We start from the raw sequence: 15,875 nt of genomic DNA, 5'->3' as shown, positions 1-15,875 counted from the left end.
TACCGAGATGCCCGGCCCCGAGCCACGGACAGGCGTGATGACAGACCTCAAATTCCACTGGTTCCTGCCCACCAACGGCGGGGACGGCCGGCAGGTCGTCGGCGGCGGCCACGGCACGCCCGCCGGCGCGGCCGGGCGGCCCGCCTCCGTCGCCTACCTCGGCCAGATCGCCCGCTCCGCGGAGCAGCTCGGCTTCGAGGCCGCGCTGACCCCGACCGGCGCGTGGTGCGAGGACGCCTGGATCACCACCGCCATGCTGGCCGGCGTCTCCGAGCGGCTGAAGTTCCTCGTCGCCTTCCGCCCCGGGCTCATCGCACCGTTCCTCGCCGCCCAGATGGCCGGCACCTTCCAGAACCTCTCCGGCGGCCGGCTGCTGCTCAACGTCGTCCCGGCGGGGAGAGCCACGAGCAGCGCATGTACGGCGACTACCTCGACAAGGACGCCCGCTACGCCCGCTGCGCGGAGTTCCTGACGATCGTGCGGGCCCTCTGGTCCGGCCAGCCCGTCACCGTCGACGGCGAGCACTACCAGCTGTCCGACGCGGTCCTGGCGCAGCTGCCGGATCCGTTGCCGCTGGTGTACTTCGGCGGCTCCTCCCCGGCCGCGCTGCAGGTCGCGGCCCGCCACGCCGACGTGTACCTGACCTGGGGCGAGCCGCCGTCCGCGGTCGCGGAGAAGGTCGCCCGGGTGCGGGACCTCGCCGCGCGCCAGGGCCGGGCGCCGGCCTTCGGCCTGCGGGTGCACACCATCGCCCGGGACACCGCCGAGGAGGCGTGGGCGGAGGCCGACCGGCTGCTCGCCGGGATCTCCGAGGAGCGGATCCGCACCGTCCAGGACGGGCTGCGCCGCAGCGAGTCCGAGGGGCAGCGGCGGATGCTCGCCCTCAACGGCGGCACCAAGGTCGGCCTGGAGATCCACCCCAACCTGTGGGCCGGCGTCGGCCTGGTCCGCGGCGGTGCCGGCACCGCCCTCGTCGGCAGCCACCAGCAGGTCGCCGACCTCATCGAGGAGTATGCCGAGGCCGGCGTCACCGAGTTCGTCCTGTCCGGCTACCCGCACCTGGAGGAGGCGTACCGCTTCGGCGAGGGGGTCCTGCCCGAGCTGACCCGACGCGGGCGCTGGCGGCATCCCGCACCGGGCCGGCACGCGACGGCCGCGGTGCCGTTCGGCGTGCCCGCGACGGCCGCCGGGCGGGCGTCGTGACCGCCCCGGACGGCGGGGGCCGGATCGCCGTCGTCGTCGGCAACCCGCGCCCGCGGAGCCGGACGCTGTCGGCCGCCACGTACGTCGCGCGGGAGCTGGCCGGCGCCGAACCGGACCTGGTCGTCGACCTCGCCACCCTCGGCGCCACGCTGCTGGACTGGGCCGACCCGGCCGTCACCGAACTGGTCGCCTCCGTCGGCGCCGCCGACCTCGTCGTGGCCGCCAGCCCCACGTACAAGGGGACCTACACCGGCCTGCTGAAGCTGTTCCTGGACCGGTTCGCCGGCGGCACCGGCCTGCGCGGCCTCGCGGTGCCGATGCTGCTCGGCGCCGGCCCGCAGCACGCCCTCGCCGCCGAGCTGACCCTGCGCCCGGTGCTCACCGAGATCGGCGCCACCGTCCCCGGCCGCGGCCTGTTCGTCATCGACAAGCAGCACGACGACCCGGCCGCCTACGCCGACTGGCTCACCGCGACCCGGCCCGTCGTCGCCGGCTTCCTGCACGCCCGCCGGGAGGGCCCGCGATGACGGGACTGCGGACCAACCAGGACCTCGACCCCGACCGGCTGCGTGAGGTGTTCGGCAGCTACCCCAGCGGCGTGGTCGCCGTCGCCGCCCTCGTCGACGGCGTGCCGGTCGGGCTCGCCGCCAGCTCGTTCACGTCGGTGAGCCTCGACCCGCCGCTGGTCTCCTTCTGCATCGCCAACACCTCGAAGACGTGGCCGGACCTGCGCCGCGCGCCGCACCTCGGGGTCACGATCCTCGCCGACCACCACTCCGCGGTGGCCCGCCAGCTCGCCGGCGCCGTCGAGCACCGCTTCGACGGCCTGCCGCTGATCGTGACCGCCGAGGGCGCGGTCACGCTCGAAGACGGCCTGGCACACTTCGACACCACCATCCACCACGAGGTCCCGGCCGGCGACCACACCATCGTGCTGCTGCGGCTCATCGCCGCCGGCCGGTCCCAGCTGCCGGACCCGTCGCCGCTGGTGTTCCACCGCAGCCGCTTCGGCCGGCTGCACTCCGCCTGAGCCCCGGCGGGGCGTCAGACCCGGCGCCGCAGCCAGCCGAGCCCGAACCCGGCCAGCAGCAGCGACAGCAGCAGGTACAGCGACAGCTCGATCCACTGGAACGTCCAGTAGCGGCCGGCCGGCTGGTAGGTGTGCTCGAAGCGCAGCCGCTGGGCGGCGGTGCAGGCGATGGTGGCGTCCATGTCGCCGATGTCGGCGACGCAGGGTTTCGCGTCGTCGCCGGTGTACGCCGAGCCGTCCGACTTGACCACCGGCGACGAGTCCCGCAGCGCCCAGCCGCCGGGGACGGTGTAGCCGCGGATGGTGAACGTGCCGTCATCCTCCAGGCTGAGGCCGATGTCGCCGCGCAGGACCGTGGTGTCCATGGCGACGGTCTCGGTGACCGGGGGCATCAGGTGCTGCCGTACGACCGCCGGGACCAGCACCTGCAGGGCGGTGAACACGACGAGGGTCACCGCCATCGCCGGCAGCGTCCGGCGCACCAGCATGCCGGCGACGGCGCCGAGCACGAACGCGAACACCCCGTAGCCGACGGGCACGACGTCGCGGGCGGCGAAGTTCACGGCCGCGAACCGCTCGCCCGTCACCGCGTCGTACGGGCCGGCGCTCCACGTCAGCAGCAGGCTGAACGCGCCGGTGACCAGGGCGCTGCACAGGCCGACGACGGTGAGCTTGACCGCGAGCCAGCGGGTGCGGGTGACGCTCTGGTTCCACACCAGCCGGTCGGTGCGTTCCTCCAGCTCCCGGGCGACCAGCGGCGCGCCCCAGAAGACGCCGATCAGGGCGGGCACGACGAGCAGGAGCAGCCCGAGGAGCGCGACGGTGTCGCCGTAGTCGCCGCGCAGCTGCATCCGGGCGAGGCGGCACGCGTCACCGGCGCAGCCGGCGATCCTCGTGTCATGGAAGGCACGGATGCCGCGGCCCAGGTGGATGAGGTACAGCGCCAGCAGCGTCAGCGCGGCGGCGGCCGCCACGCTCTGGGCACGCAACTGCCGCCACGTCAGCCAGATCATCGCGGTGCTCCCGTCGGGGTGGGCGTGGCGGCGGTCAGGTAGGCCAGGGTCATGCCCTCCAGGCCGACGGGCGTGCCGCCGGGCACCGGCCCGGCGCAGCGCACGATCATCGACGTCTCGTGGCGGGTCTGCTCGGCGTGGATCAGCCGCGCGCCGGCCGGCAGCCGGTCCGGGTCCGGGGCTCCGGTCACCCGGTGGTGCTCGGCGAGCAGGTCGGCGACGTCGCCGGCGAGCTGGACCCGGCCGCCGGCCAGCACGATCAGGTGGTCGCAGACCTGCTCCAGGTCGCCGAGCAGGTGGGAGGAGAGCACGACGCCGACGGCGAGCTCGTCGACGAAGTCGAGCAGATCGTCCAGGAACGCGCGGCGCGCCAGCGGGTCCAGGGCCGCGACCGGCTCGTCGAGCACGAGCAGGTCACCGCGTTTCGCGGCGGCGACGGTCAGGGCGAGCTGGGCGCGCTGCCCGCCGGACAGCGCGCCCGCCTTCTGGTCCGGGTCCAGGCCGCGCCGGCGGATGCGCCGCTGCGCGAGGTCGTCGTCCCAGTTCGGGTTCAGCCGGGCACCGAGCCGCAGGTGCTCGGCGACGGTCAGCCTGCTGTACACCGGCGCGTCCTGGGCGACGAACCCGACGCGGGACAGCTGGGCGGCCCCGGCGGCGGGCCGGTGGCCGAGGACCTCGATGCTGCCGCTGGTCGGGGTGATCATGCCGCAGACGAGACCGAGGAGCGTCGACTTGCCGGCGCCGTTGGGGCCGACCAGGCCGACGATCCGGCCCGCCGGGACGGTCACCGTGCAGTCGTGCAGGGCGAGCCGGCGGCGGTAGCGTTTCGTGAGCGCCGCTGTGCGGATTGCTGGGTTCATGGGCTCCCTTTGTAGGCGCCGGACGGTCACAGCACGGTCCGGACCGCTGTGACCGGGCTGTGACGGGCCCGCCGGTAGCGTCGGGGCGGACGGGAAGGTGCGTGATGCGGGTACTCGTGGTCGAAGACCAGCCGGACCTGGCCGACTCCGTGGCCCGGGTGCTGCGGCGCGAGGGCATGGCCGTCGACGTCGCCTACGACGGCGGCGCGGCCCTGGAGCGGGCGGCCGTCGTCGGGTACGACGTCATCGTGCTGGACCGGGACCTGCCCGTGGTGCACGGCGACGACGTGTGCCGCACCCTCGCCGGGCAGGCGTCGCTGAGCCGGGTGCTCATGCTCACCGCGTCCGGCACCGTCGCGCAGCGGGTCGAAGGGCTCGGCCTCGGCGCCGACGACTACCTGCCCAAACCGTTCGCCTACGCCGAGCTGGTCGCGCGGATCCGGGCCCTGGGCCGCCGCGCGCAGCCGCCGACGCCGCCGGTGCTGGTCCACGGCGACCTGCGCCTCGACCCCGCGCAGCGCACCGCCACCCGGGCCGGTGCCCGCCTGCCGCTGAGCCCGAAGGAGTTCGCCGTGCTGGAGTACCTGATGGCCAGCGGGAGCCGGGTCGTGCCGGCCGAGGAGCTGCTGGAGCGGGTCTGGGACGAGGCCGCGGACCCGTTCACCACCACCGTCAAGGCGACCATGAACCGGCTGCGGGCCAAGCTGGGCGATCCCCCGCTCATCGAGACGGTGCCGCGGGCCGGATACCGGATCTGAGCATGCGACACCCGCTGCGGCTGCGGCTCACCCTGCTGTACTGCCTCGTCTCGGTCATGTCCAGCGCGGTGCTGCTGGGCATCATGTGGGCCCTGGCCAAGAGCCTCGGCGGGGCGGTGGCGCCGCCGGCGCTGGACCCGGTGCCGCCGGTCCCGGCCGTGCCCGGTGCGGGGCCGCCGGTGCCGGCCCCGGTCGTGGAAGAGGTCGCCGGCGCCGGCGGCCGGCTCGCGCAGCCGCTGATCGCGCTGGCCATCATGGCGGTGCTGTCGCTGCTGCTCGGCTGGCTCATCGCCGGCCGGGTGCTGCGCCCGGTGCTGACCATGACCGAACGCCTGCACCGCATCTCGGACCGCAACGTGCACGAGCGGCTCGCGCTGTCCGGCCGCCGCACCGAGCTCAAGGACCTGGCCGACACCGTCGACGGGCTGCTCGGCCGGCTCGAGGCCGCGCTCGACGCGCAGAAACGGTTCGTGGCCAACGCCGCCCACGAGATGCGCACCCCGCTGACCGTCGAACGCGCGCTGCTGGAGGAGCCGCTCATCGACCCGGACGCGAGCCTCGCGTCGTTCCGGTCGAACTTCGCGCGGCTGCTGGCCATCAGCGAGCAGCGCGGGCAGCTGCTGGAGTCGCTGCTGACCCTGGCCGGCAGCGAGCACGGCCGCGGCGGCGACGAGCCGGTCGACCTCGCCGGCCTGCTCGAACTGACGCTGCGCGAGCGGGCGCCCGAGGCGCGGCGGCGCGGGCTGCGGGTCACGGCGTCGCTGCCGCCGGCGGTGGTGCCCGGCGACCCGCTGCTGCTCGGCCGGCTGCTGGTCAACCTGTGCGACAACGCGATCCACCACAACGTGCCCGGCGGCCTGGTCGAGGCCGGCCTGCACGTCGCGGCGGACCGGGTCGTGCTCAACGTCGCCAACACCGGCGAGGTCATCCCCGACGACCAGGTCGATCGGCTGTTCGAGCCGTTCCAGCGGCTGCACCGCACCGCCGACGCCGGGCACCACGGCCTCGGCCTGTCGATCGTGCGGGCGGTCGCGCGGGCCCACGGCGCGACGCTGACCGCCCGCCCGCGCCCCGGCGGCGGCCTGGCCGTCGAGGTGGGGTTCCCGGCGTCGGCCTAGCCTGATCGGGCTAGCCGCCGTGCGTGCTCACCGACGCCGTCGGGACGGTGCCGTCGCAGGTGACGGTCATGTCGACGGTGAGGTTGCCGCGGGTGAACGCGGCGACGGCGGCGGTGGCCGGGCCGGGGTTGACCCAGTCGGTCCGGTACGGGGTCACGGGCGTCCACGACAGCAGCTCGGCGAGCGCGGCGCCGGTGCACTGGGCCCGGACGGTGCCGCCGTCGGACGTGAACGACCGCGGCCCGGCCGGTGCGGTGCCTGGCTGGTCGGTCGGCGCGTCCGAGCCGGCCGGTGTCGCCACGGCCTCGGGGGTGGCGGGTGCCGACGCGGCGGGGGTGCCGGCGCCGACGCCGGTCGCGGGGGCGGTGCCCGGCGGCTGGGCGGCGGGCGTGCCGCCGGTGGCCGGCGCGCTCGCCGGTGCGCTCGGCCGGGCGCCCGGCCGGCCGCTCGCGTCGGCCGGCACGGTGGCGGGGCGCGCGTCGGCGGGCTGCGAGTGCTCGGGTGCCGGGACGAGCAGCCAGGTCACGCTGGCCGCCGTGACAGCGCCGGCGGCGGCCAGGGCGAGGCCGCTGCGGCGCCGGCCGCCGGCACCCTCCCGCTGGGAACGGCCGGCCCGGTCGGCGGCAGCGGTGGCCGCAGCGGACGCGGCGGCGGAGATCGCGGCGGCGGACGTGGCGGCGGCGGTCAGGGTGGCGGCCACCTCGGCGGCGGTGGGCCGGCGGGCCGGGTCCTTGTCCAGGCAGCGCAGGCACAGCTCCACGACGCCGGGTGGGACGCCGGGCAGGTCGGGGATCGGCTCCGGGGTCGCGTGCAGGTGGGCGTGGAGGATCTCGGCGGCCCCCGACGCCCGCCACGGCTGGCGGCCGGTGAGCAGCTTGTACAGCAGGACACCGAGGGAGTACACGTCGGAGGCGGGGGTGACGGTGTCGTCGACGAGCCGCTCCGGTGCGATGTAGTCGGCGGTGCCGAGCAGGCCCCCGTTCGCGTCGGTGCCCTCCCGGCCGGCCGAGGCGGCGATGCCGAAGTCGACGACCTTCGCCCCGGTCGGGGCCAGGATCACGTTCGCGGGCTTGACGTCGCGGTGCACCAGCCCGTCGGTGTGCGCGGCGGCCAGTGCGGCGGCGACCTCGGCGCAGACGCGGACCACCGCGGTGGGCGGCAGCGGGCCGGCCGCGGCGTGCTCCTCGAGGGTCGGCCCCGGCACCAGCTCCATGACCACGTACGGGGTGCGCTGCCCGCCCTCGACCGTCTCGCCGAAGTCGTGGACCTGCGCGACGTTGGGGTGGGCGAGCGCGGCGGCCGACCTGGCCTCGACGCGGATGCGGTGCCGGGCGGCCCGGTCGACGGCGTGCGGGCCGGACAGCAGCTTCACCGCCACGTCACGGTCGAGCACCTCGTCGCGGGCACGCCACACCACCGACATGCCGCCCGAGCCGAGCACGTCGTAGAGGTGATACCGCCCGCCCAGCACCTGCCCACGCACGTACCCTCTTCTGCCCCATCGGCGCCCGAATCAATATCACGGTTCGATCACGATCACGGTTGTACGGATACTTGCCGCATGACCACTGGGACGGACCGGGCCGGCACCACGGGGACGGCATGGCGGGTGGTCGTCGGGTTCGGGGTGGTCAGCCTCGCCGCGGACATGGTGTACGAGGGCGCCCGGTCCCTGTACGGGCCGCTGCTCGCGTCGCTCGGCGCGTCCGCCGTGGTCGTCGGCCTGGTCACCGGCGCGGGGGAAGCCGCGGCGCTGCTGTTGCGGCTGGTGTCGGGGCCGCTGGCCGACCGGACCCGCCGGTACTGGACGCTGACGATCGCCGGCTACGGGCTGACCGCGGTCTGCGTGCCGCTGCTCGCCGTCACCCCGGCGCTGGGCGGCGCCGGCCTGGCCGTGGCTGCCGGGCTGATCCTCGCCGAGCGGCTGGGCAAGGCGGTCCGCAGCCCCGCGAAGTCGGCGCTGCTGGCCGACGCCGCCGGGCAGGTCGGCATGGGCCGGGGACTCGGTGTGCACAAGGCCCTGGACCAGGTCGGCGCGTTCGCCGGTCCGCTGCTCGTCGCCGCGGTCGTCGCGGCCTCGGCCGGCGCCCTGTGGCCCGGGCTGGCGGTCCTGGCCGCGCCGGCCGCGGCCGCGATGCTGCTGCTGGTCACGATCCGGGCGCGGGCCCGCACGGCACCGCCACCGGGCGGTTCGGCGCCACCACCGGCCGGTCAGGCACCGGCACCAGCACCGGCACCGGCACCGGCACCGGCACCGGCACCGGCACCGGCACCGGCAGATCCTGCGCCCGCCGCGCCGGTACTGGACCGGGACCGGCTGCCTCGCCGGTTCCACTGGTTCGCCGCGGCGACGGCGTTGTGCACCGCGGGTCTGGTGACGTTCGGGCTGATCGGGTTCCACCTCGTCGCGGCCGGGGTGGTCGCGACCGCGGCGGTGCCGGTCATGTACGCGGCGGCGATGGCCGCCGGTGCCCTCGCCGCCCTGGCCACCGGGGCCCTGTACGACCGGACGGGCCCATGGGTGCTGATCGCGCTGCCGGCGCTGGTCGCCGCCGTACCGCCGCTGCTGTTCGACGGCGCCGTGTACCTGGCGGTGGCGGCGGTGCTGCTGTGGGGGACGGCCGTGGGCGTGCAGGACTCCACCGTCAAGGCGCTCGTCGCCGACCTCGTGCCGCGGCACCGCCGGGCCACCGCGTACGGCGTGTTCGCCGCGGTCCAGGGCGCCGGCGCGCTCGCCGGCGGCACCGCGGCCGGGCTGCTCTACAGCCGGTCGCCGGCGCACCTGACCGTGGCCGTGCTCACCATCCAGGTGGCCGCGGTGATCATGCTGGCCGGTGTCCTGGCGGCGAGCCGGCGCGGCTGACGGCGCCGCCGCGCACCGCACGGTGGTGGGCGGTGGCCGGATGGTTGCGTATGGTGTTGCGGTGACCGATCGCGTGACGAACCCGCAGCCTGGGACGGGCTCCAAGCGTCCCAGCACCATCCAGGTGGACAAGTCCAAGGCCGCGAAACGCGCGGCGGCGAAGGCCGCGAAGGCGCGCGCGGTCGCGGCGGAGAAGCGCCGGCGGATGCTGAGCATCGTCGGTGCGGCCGCCGCCGTGCTTGTGCTGATCGTCGGCATCACGCTGTGGGTCCGCTCCGGCGACTCGTCCCCGCGAGACAACACCAGCACCGGCAGCACCACCTCCGGCGCCGCCACGCAGGGCACCGACGCGCAGACCGCGCCCGCGCAGGGCGACACCGCGCCGCCCGCCGCGTTCCCGCCGGTGCCCGCGGGCGCCGACCCGGCGCTGAGCACCAAGCCGGCGGCGAAGGCCGGCACCGGCACCGTGTCGAAGCTGGTGGTGACCACCCTCATCGAGGGCAAGGGCGCGCCGGCCCAGGCCGGGCAGAACATCACGGTGAACTACGTCGGTGTCACGTACGCCGACGGCAAGGAGTTCGACTCGTCCTGGAAGCGGTCGCAGCCGCTGGACTTCCAGCTCGGCACCGGCATGGTCATCAAGGGCTGGGACGAGGGCCTGGTCGGCGTGAAGGTCGGCAGCCGGGTGCAGCTCGACATCCCCGCCTCGATGGCCTACGGCGACAACCCCGGCAACGGGGCACCGGGCGGCACGCTGCGGTTCGTCGTGGATCTGCTGGCCGCCAAGTAGCCACGTTTCGCGGTGCCGCCCGGCCGGTAGGCTCGGCGGCATCGTGCGGTTCATCGACGGGGTGCACCGGCTCGCGCGGCGGCGGGTCCGGCGGTATCTGCTGCACGCCCTCGACGTCATCGAGTCCACCGCGCTGCACCGGGACACGGTCGACTGGCCGGCGACCCGGGCCGACGCTCTCGCCGGGTGTGCGGATGCGGTCACGTACGCCGGCACGCACGACACCATCGCCGCCGTGCTGCGGCGGGCGGGCGGGGCGCACAGTGGGCTGCGCCGTCCCGGCGTCCGGGGCGCCGGCGGGCCGGCCACGGCGGTGCCGACCGGGGACGTGGTCGGCGGTGCCGGGCACCTGCGGCTGCCCTCCTGCGCCGGTGAGCACCGCGCGTACCGCGACGCCGGCCTCCGGACGGTGCGTGGGCTGGCCGCCGCCGGGGTGACGGGGTGGGTCGTCGACCTGCGCGGCAACCAGGGCGGCAACATGTGGCCGATGCTCGCCGTGCTCGCCCCGCTGCTGCCCGACGGCGTCCTCGGCCACTTCGTGCCGCCGGACGGCCCGGACCGGACGTGGACGCTGCGCCGGGGGCGGGTGCTGCTCGACGGCCGCACCCTGGCCCGCGCGCCCGTCGGGGGCGTATCCGGCACGGGCCGCATCGCGGTGCTCACCGACGGGCGCACCGCCAGCTCCGGCGAGGCGGTCGCGGTCGCGCTGCGGGGCCGGCCGCACGTGCGCGGGTTCGGCGCCGCGACGGCCGGGATGACCAGCGCCAACGAGACGCACCTGCTGCGCGACGGCGCCCGCATGCACGTGACGGTCGCCTGGTTCGCCGATCACCGGCGCACCGTCCACCGCGGCCCGCTGCCGCCCGACGAGCCCGGCGGCGCGGACCCGCTCGCCGCGGCCGTGGTCTGGCTGCGCGCCTGAACCTCTCCCGCGCCGAAAACGTTTCGGCGCGGCGCCGAGTTGTGCCTGCGCTTAAGTCCTTGGCACAACTTGTCACATCATTGACATGCGGCGATGCATCTTGGCACCCTGCGAAAAGGTTTTCGTCGATGTGTCGCACCCCGCCCGGTGCGCGCATCGGTCCCGATCCCGCTTCGCTTCGTGAAGGGAGCCGCACACCATGCCCGGATCCGTATCCGCCGTGCGAAGACTCGCCGGGCGCCGTCCCCGCCGGACCGCCCTCGCATCCGCCACCGCCGTCGCCGTCGCGACGGCCGTCGTCGGCCTCAACGCCTTCGCCGGCACCGCGCTGGCCGGCGACCGGGACGGCCGGCGCGCCGACCCGGCCGCCGTGCCCGCGAACGACGCCGCGCGCGGGCTGGTCTACCACGGCCTGCGACGCCGCCCCGCCGGTCCGTGCGGCAGCGCGCTGCTGGAGGTGCAGGGGACCAGCCCGGTCATGTGCACGCACGGCCCCGACGCCCCACCGGCCGGCCTGTCGGTGTCGACCAGCGTGCCGGCCCTCGCCGCCGCCGCGGCCGGGCCGGCCGCCGCCCAGTCACTCGCGGCCTGCGAGGGCGACGGCACCAGCGGCCGCCGGGTCGAGGTCCTGTACATCCACGGCTCGACCAGCCGCTACACGCAGTACCTGGAGACGTTCCGCACCCTTGCCGAGGGCGTCGACACGATCTTCATCGAGAGCGCGAAGGAGACCGGCGGCGAGCGGCACGTCCGGTACGTCACCGAGACCGTCAACGGCGCGTGCCGCCCGGTCGTGCGCAATGTCCAGATCGCCGACTCGGCCCTCAACGCCAACGACTGGGCGCCGCTGCTCAACGCGGTGAAGGCCGCCGGCTACAACCGCACCGACCGCAAGTACCTGCAGTTCGTCGACGCCAACGTGTACTGCGGCATCGGCGGTCTGGCCGGCGACACCCGTAAGAGCGACGCGAACCGCTCCAACACCGGCCCCGAGTACGCCCGCGCCGACAACGGCTGCTGGACCGCCGGCGTCGCCGCGCACGAGCTCGGCCACACCTTGGGCGCCGTCAACAACAACGCGCCCAACGCGTCCGGCTACGGCCACTGCACCGACGAGTGGGACGTCATGTGCTACAAGGACGGCGATGACGTCGTGGTCCGCACGGTCTGCACCAACCGGTCCCACGACGACCGGCTCGACTGCAACCACGACGACTACTACAGCACCGACCCGCCGGCCGGGTCCTACCTGTCGCAGTACTACAACGTCGCGGACAACCTGTTCCTCATCAAGGGCACCGGCGGCAACCCGCAGCCCGACCCCAACCTCGCCCGGTCCGCGACCGTGTCGGCGTCCTACACCTCCGCGTGGGAGTCGGTCACGGCCATCAACGACGGCATCGACCCGCCGTCGTCCAGCGACACCGTCAACCCGCGCTGGGGCACCTGGCCCAACAGCGGCCAGCAGTGGGCCGAGCTGACCTGGCCCGCCGCGGTCTCGCTGCGCCGCGCCCAGGTCTACCTGTTCGACGACAACCAGGGCATCGACCTGCCGTCGAGCTGGCGGCTGCAGTACTGGACGGGCAGCGCCTACGCCGACGTGCCGGGCGCCAGCGGCTACCCGGTGACCGCGAACGCGTACATCACGGTCACGTTCACCGCGGTCAGCACGACCCGGCTGCGCGTGCTGCTGCAGGCCAACGGCACGAGCTCGGTCGGCCTGCTGGAGGTCAAGGCCTTCGCCGGCTGACCGCCGGACGCCAGCACGCCCGACCCTCGGCGTGCTGGCGCCACCGGCCGCGCTCCGGTGCGCGTCACCTCACAGGTGCGCGGCGGCGGCGAGGATGGTCGCGGCGGCGGCGAGCATCAGGCCGTGCAGGATCATGTGCTCGAGGTTGGGCCGGGGGCGCTCGCCGATGCGGGGCAGCACGATCAGGGTCTGGGCGTACGTGCGGGCGTGCAGCTCCGCCCAGGTCGTGCCGGTGCCGGCGGTCGCCCACGGGGCGGGGACACCGGTGAGGTACGGCATCCACCACAGGACCAGGCCGCCCGCGGCGAAGAGCAGCTCCAGGGCGCCGGCCACGTAGCCGAGCGCCGGCACGGACAGCGTCGCCGCGAGGGCGAGCAGCACCGCGGGCAGCGTCATCATCGGCGCGTTGACCGCGACCTCCGTGCGCTGCTCGGACGGCTTGGCGTCGCGGACGTTGTTCAGCGGGTACAGGTCGACGAGCGTGACGAGCAGGAAGTACGCCACGGCGGCCAGGGTCAGGGTCAGCGCGAGCACGAACATGGGGCGGCCTCCACACGGTAAGAATGATGCTTACGGTGTAAGCATCGGCGCGTGCTGCTATGGTTGCTTACGCTGTAAGCATGGTCAAGGGGGTGTGGGTGAAGGCCGGGTTGAGCCGGGAGCGGGTCCTGGACGGCGCGCTGGAGTACCTCGACGCGCACGGGCTGCCGGCGCTGTCGATGCGCAAGCTCGGCACCCACCTCGGCGTCGAGGCGATGTCGCTCTACCGGCACGTACCGAACAAGGCCGCCCTTCTCGACGGGCTCGTCGACCGGGTCATGGAGCTGGCGTTCGCCGGCCTGCAGGACCCGCCGCCCGGCCGCACCGGCGCGTGGGTGCCGTGGATGCGGCAGTTCGCGCACGCGCTGCGCGCCGCCCTGCGGGCCCACCCCGGCGTGCTGCCGCTCGCCGCCACCCGGCCGGTGAACTCCCCCGACGCGCTGCGGATGTCCGAGCGGTGGCTCGCCACGATGCGCGCCGCCGGGCTGCCGCTGGGCCGGGCGATGGACGTGGTCAACGTCGTGGCCACGTTCACCATCGGGCACACCCTCGCCGAGGTCGGGCAGACCCCCGGCCACGAGGGCACCGAACCGGACCTCGACCAGCGCGCCGACGAGCTGGACCCGGCGCTGTTCCCGAACCTGGCCGAGGTCATCGCGACCCGCGCCGGCCTCGACTTCGACAGCCGCTTCGCCGAGGCGATCGACATCCTGCTCGCCGGCTACGCCGCGCTCCCCCTCAAGGAGGCACCGTGATCATGCTGGAGCACCTGGCCCGGGCCGGGATGCACGACGTCCTCACGGTCGAACCGGCCACCGGTGGGCTGGCGGCGCTCGCCGGCATCGCCACCCGCCGGGACGCGCCGCCGGTGTTCGTCAAGGCGTTCGACGAGCCGCCCGCCGAGGACGTGTTCGACGCCGAGGCCGAGGGCCTGGCCGCGCTGCGCGACCTCGGCGGCATGGCCACGCCGGACGTGGTGCTGGCCAACCACGAGCTGCTCGTGCTGTCGGTGCTGCGGCCCCGACCGTCCACCGAGGACTTCTGGGAGCGGTTCGCGCACGCCCTTGCCCACCTGCACACGAGCACGACGCATCCGCGGTTCGGCTGGCACCGCGACAACTGGCTCGGTCGCCGCCGGCAGCGCAACACCTGGACCGGCGACGGTTTCGCGTTCTTCGCGCAGCACCGGCTGCTGCGGTGGCTCGGCGAGCCCCGGGTCGACGCGGCCCTGGACAGCGCGGACCGGGCGGCGCTGGAGCGGCTGTGCGACCGGCTGCCCGAGCTGCTGCCGGACCGGCCGGCCTGCCTGACCCACGGTGACCTGTGGGCGCAGAACGTCCTGGCCACCCCGGACGGCCGGCCCGCGCTGATCGACCCGGCCGTGTCGTACATGTGGGCCGAGGTCGACCTCGCGCACGTGTGGACGACCGCGCCGCCGCCCGAGGCGCGGCGGTGCTTCGCCGTCTACGCGGAACTGACCGGCCTGGACGCCGGGTGGCCCGACCGCATGCCGATCATCCAGCTGCGGCAGCACCTCGCCGTGGTGGCCCAGTTCGACGACGACTGGGGCGCGGGCGACCAGATCCGGGCCACCCTCGCCCCGTTCCGCACGCGCGGCTGACCCCGGCGGTCGCGCGCGGGGCGGTCAGTGACCGAACGCGTCGGAGTCCGCCCCGGCGGCGTCGCCCCGGTCGAGCGCGCTGAGCGCGGCCACCTCGTCGGTGGTGAGCGCGAAGTCGAAGACGTCGAGGTTCTGCCGGAGCCGTTGCGGGTCGCTCGACTTCGGTACGGCCGTCAACCCGAGCTCCATGTGCCACCGCAGCACCACCTGGGCGGGCGTGCGCCCGTGCCGCTCGGCGATCGTGGTGACGACCGGCTCGCGCAGCACGTCGTTGTGTTCCCCGCCGATCGGCGACCATGACTGGGTGACGATCCCGTGCCGGGCGTGGAAGGCGCGGGTGGACTCGCGGGTCACCATCGGGCTGAGCTGGACCTGGTTGACGTCCGGCACGACGCCGGTCTCGGCGATGACGCGCTCCAGGTGGGCGGGCTTGAAGTTCGACGTGCCGATCGCGCGGACCCGGCCGTCCTCCAGCAGCCGGACCAGGCCCTGCCAGGCCTGCACGTACCGGTCCTGCCCCGGGTTGGGCCAGTGGATGAGCAGCAGGTCGGCGTGGTCGAGGCCGAGCCGGTCCAGGCTGCGCTCGCACGCCTCGGCGGCCAGGTCGACGCCGTGCCAGCGCTTGTTGAACTTGGTCGTGACGAACAGCTCCTCGCGCGGCACCCCGGACGCCTTGAGCCCACGACCGACGCCGCGCTCGTTGCCGTAGTTCTCGGCGGTGTCGACGAGCCGGTAGCCCAGCTCGATCGCGGTGGCGACGGTCGTCTCGGCCGCCGCGTCGTCCATCGGCCACGTGCCCAGGCCCAGGCGGGGCATCGCGGCCCCGTGCGGCAGCGCCACCGTCGGCGCGGGAGTCACGGTCATGTCCCCATCCAACCGCACCGGCCGCCGCGCCGGATCCGTACCCCCAGAAATGAACATCTCCGCAATGTAAGTTTCATTTCCGTCGCTTTCACGAATACATTCCTCGCCTTTCGAAATATATTGACGGCGACACCGCCGGGAATGAGACTGCCGCCATCGACGCGAGTCGAGCACTGCACGAAGGGACGCAGGCATGAATGACATTTCCGCACACCCCCGGCGCCGCCTACGCCGGGGCAGGCTGCTCATCGCCGGCGCGTGCGCCGTCGCGCTGGCCGCGGCCACACTGGCGCTGACCGGCACGGCCCACGCCGAGGCCGACCGGACCGTCACCTCGAACACCACCGGCACCCACAACGGCTACTTCTTCTCGTACTGGAAGGACAACGGCAACGTCAACATGACGTTGGGGGCCGGCGGCTCGTACAGTGTCCAGTGGAGCAACATCAACAACACCGTCGTCGGCAAGGGTTGGAAACCCGGCTCCAGTCACACGGTGAACTACTCCGGCACGTTCAACGTCAACGGCAACGGCTACCTGGC

At 74.6% G+C, this 15,875-nt stretch carries 16 protein-coding genes and 1 pseudogene; 12 read left to right on the top strand and 5 right to left on the bottom strand.

Annotated elements, in window-relative coordinates:
• The first annotated feature begins 7 nt into the window (after positions 1-7).
• From OP18_RS51780 to OP18_RS48755, 3 genes and pseudogenes are all read left to right on the top strand, one after another.
• Positions 8-1,203, top strand: a pseudogene (locus tag OP18_RS51780) (LLM class flavin-dependent oxidoreductase).
• Positions 1,200-1,730, top strand: a complete 531-nt coding sequence (locus tag OP18_RS48760; RefSeq protein ID WP_211273911.1) for an NAD(P)H-dependent oxidoreductase — start codon at positions 1,200-1,202, stop codon at positions 1,728-1,730. Before OP18_RS51780 ends, OP18_RS48760 begins: the two are co-directional and overlap by 4 nt.
• On the top strand, positions 1,727-2,233 hold the full coding sequence (locus OP18_RS48755; protein WP_033367314.1) for a flavin reductase family protein: 507 nt from the start codon (positions 1,727-1,729) through the stop codon (positions 2,231-2,233). Before OP18_RS48760 ends, OP18_RS48755 begins: the two co-directional genes overlap by 4 nt.
• A gap of 14 nt (positions 2,234-2,247) precedes the next feature.
• On the opposite strand, the gene OP18_RS48750 is transcribed toward OP18_RS48755, so the two are convergent.
• Complete coding sequence (locus OP18_RS48750) at positions 2,248-3,246, bottom strand: ABC transporter permease subunit (RefSeq protein WP_033367312.1); 999 nt, start codon at positions 3,244-3,246, stop codon at positions 2,248-2,250.
• On the bottom strand, positions 3,243-4,106 hold the full coding sequence (locus tag OP18_RS48745; RefSeq protein ID WP_033367310.1) for an ABC transporter ATP-binding protein: 864 nt from the start codon (positions 4,104-4,106) through the stop codon (positions 3,243-3,245). The genes OP18_RS48750 and OP18_RS48745 overlap by 4 nt, the downstream gene beginning before the upstream one ends.
• A gap of 104 nt (positions 4,107-4,210) precedes the next feature.
• Here OP18_RS48745 and OP18_RS48740 point away from each other — a divergent pair, with 104 nt between their 5' ends.
• A complete protein-coding gene (locus OP18_RS48740; protein WP_033367308.1) occupies positions 4,211-4,864 on the top strand; it encodes a response regulator transcription factor in 654 nt (217 codons plus the stop codon).
• Positions 4,865-4,866: 2 nt separating this feature from the next.
• The gene (locus OP18_RS48735; RefSeq protein WP_033367306.1) at positions 4,867-5,982 is read left to right on the top strand and encodes a sensor histidine kinase; all 1,116 of its coding nucleotides are present in this window, start codon (positions 4,867-4,869) and stop codon (positions 5,980-5,982) included.
• 10 nt (positions 5,983-5,992) lie between these two features.
• Here the strand turns inward: OP18_RS48735 and OP18_RS48730 are convergent, their stop codons facing one another.
• Positions 5,993-7,465 (bottom strand): serine/threonine-protein kinase, encoded by a 1,473-nt coding sequence (locus OP18_RS48730; protein WP_033367304.1) that lies wholly within the window; start codon positions 7,463-7,465, stop codon positions 5,993-5,995.
• Between the two features lie 78 nt (positions 7,466-7,543).
• On the opposite strand from OP18_RS48730, the gene OP18_RS48725 reads away from it, so the two are divergent.
• From OP18_RS48725 to OP18_RS61560, 4 genes are all read left to right on the top strand, one after another.
• The gene (locus OP18_RS48725) at positions 7,544-8,845 is read left to right on the top strand and encodes an MFS transporter (protein WP_052388503.1); all 1,302 of its coding nucleotides are present in this window, start codon (positions 7,544-7,546) and stop codon (positions 8,843-8,845) included.
• Positions 8,846-8,906: 61 nt separating this feature from the next.
• Positions 8,907-9,635, top strand: a complete 729-nt coding sequence (locus tag OP18_RS48720; RefSeq protein WP_245635798.1) for an FKBP-type peptidyl-prolyl cis-trans isomerase — start codon at positions 8,907-8,909, stop codon at positions 9,633-9,635.
• 43 nt (positions 9,636-9,678) lie between these two features.
• On the top strand, positions 9,679-10,557 hold the full coding sequence (locus OP18_RS48715; protein WP_052388502.1) for a S41 family peptidase: 879 nt from the start codon (positions 9,679-9,681) through the stop codon (positions 10,555-10,557).
• A 199-nt stretch (positions 10,558-10,756) separates the two neighbouring features.
• Complete coding sequence (locus OP18_RS61560) at positions 10,757-12,307, top strand: DUF7402 domain-containing protein (RefSeq protein ID WP_245635797.1); 1,551 nt, start codon at positions 10,757-10,759, stop codon at positions 12,305-12,307.
• A gap of 69 nt (positions 12,308-12,376) precedes the next feature.
• Here OP18_RS61560 and OP18_RS48705 read toward each other — a convergent pair whose 3' ends face one another.
• Complete coding sequence (locus OP18_RS48705) at positions 12,377-12,847, bottom strand: hypothetical protein (RefSeq protein WP_033367299.1); 471 nt, start codon at positions 12,845-12,847, stop codon at positions 12,377-12,379.
• Between the two features lie 80 nt (positions 12,848-12,927).
• Between OP18_RS48705 and OP18_RS48700 the strand changes: the two genes are divergently transcribed.
• Positions 12,928-13,602, top strand: a complete 675-nt coding sequence (locus OP18_RS48700; protein WP_033367297.1) for a TetR/AcrR family transcriptional regulator C-terminal domain-containing protein — start codon at positions 12,928-12,930, stop codon at positions 13,600-13,602.
• A 2-nt stretch (positions 13,603-13,604) separates the two neighbouring features.
• Entirely contained in the window at positions 13,605-14,468 is an 864-nt protein-coding gene (locus OP18_RS48695; protein ID WP_033367356.1) for a fructosamine kinase family protein, read from the top strand.
• A 24-nt stretch (positions 14,469-14,492) separates the two neighbouring features.
• Here the strand turns inward: OP18_RS48695 and OP18_RS48690 are convergent, their stop codons facing one another.
• On the bottom strand, positions 14,493-15,332 hold the full coding sequence (locus OP18_RS48690) for an aldo/keto reductase (protein WP_033367295.1): 840 nt from the start codon (positions 15,330-15,332) through the stop codon (positions 14,493-14,495).
• Positions 15,333-15,525: 193 nt separating this feature from the next.
• Between OP18_RS48690 and OP18_RS48685 the strand changes: the two genes are divergently transcribed.
• On the top strand, positions 15,526-15,875 hold a 350-nt coding region (locus OP18_RS48685; protein ID WP_033367293.1), incomplete at its 3' end, for a glycoside hydrolase family 11 protein.

The sequence above is a fragment of the Dactylosporangium aurantiacum genome (assembly GCF_000716715.1).
Lineage (GTDB): Bacteria > Actinomycetota > Actinomycetes > Mycobacteriales > Micromonosporaceae > Dactylosporangium > Dactylosporangium aurantiacum.
Note: the sequence above shows the minus strand (reverse complement) of the source record. Positions and strands in the feature narration are given on the sequence as shown.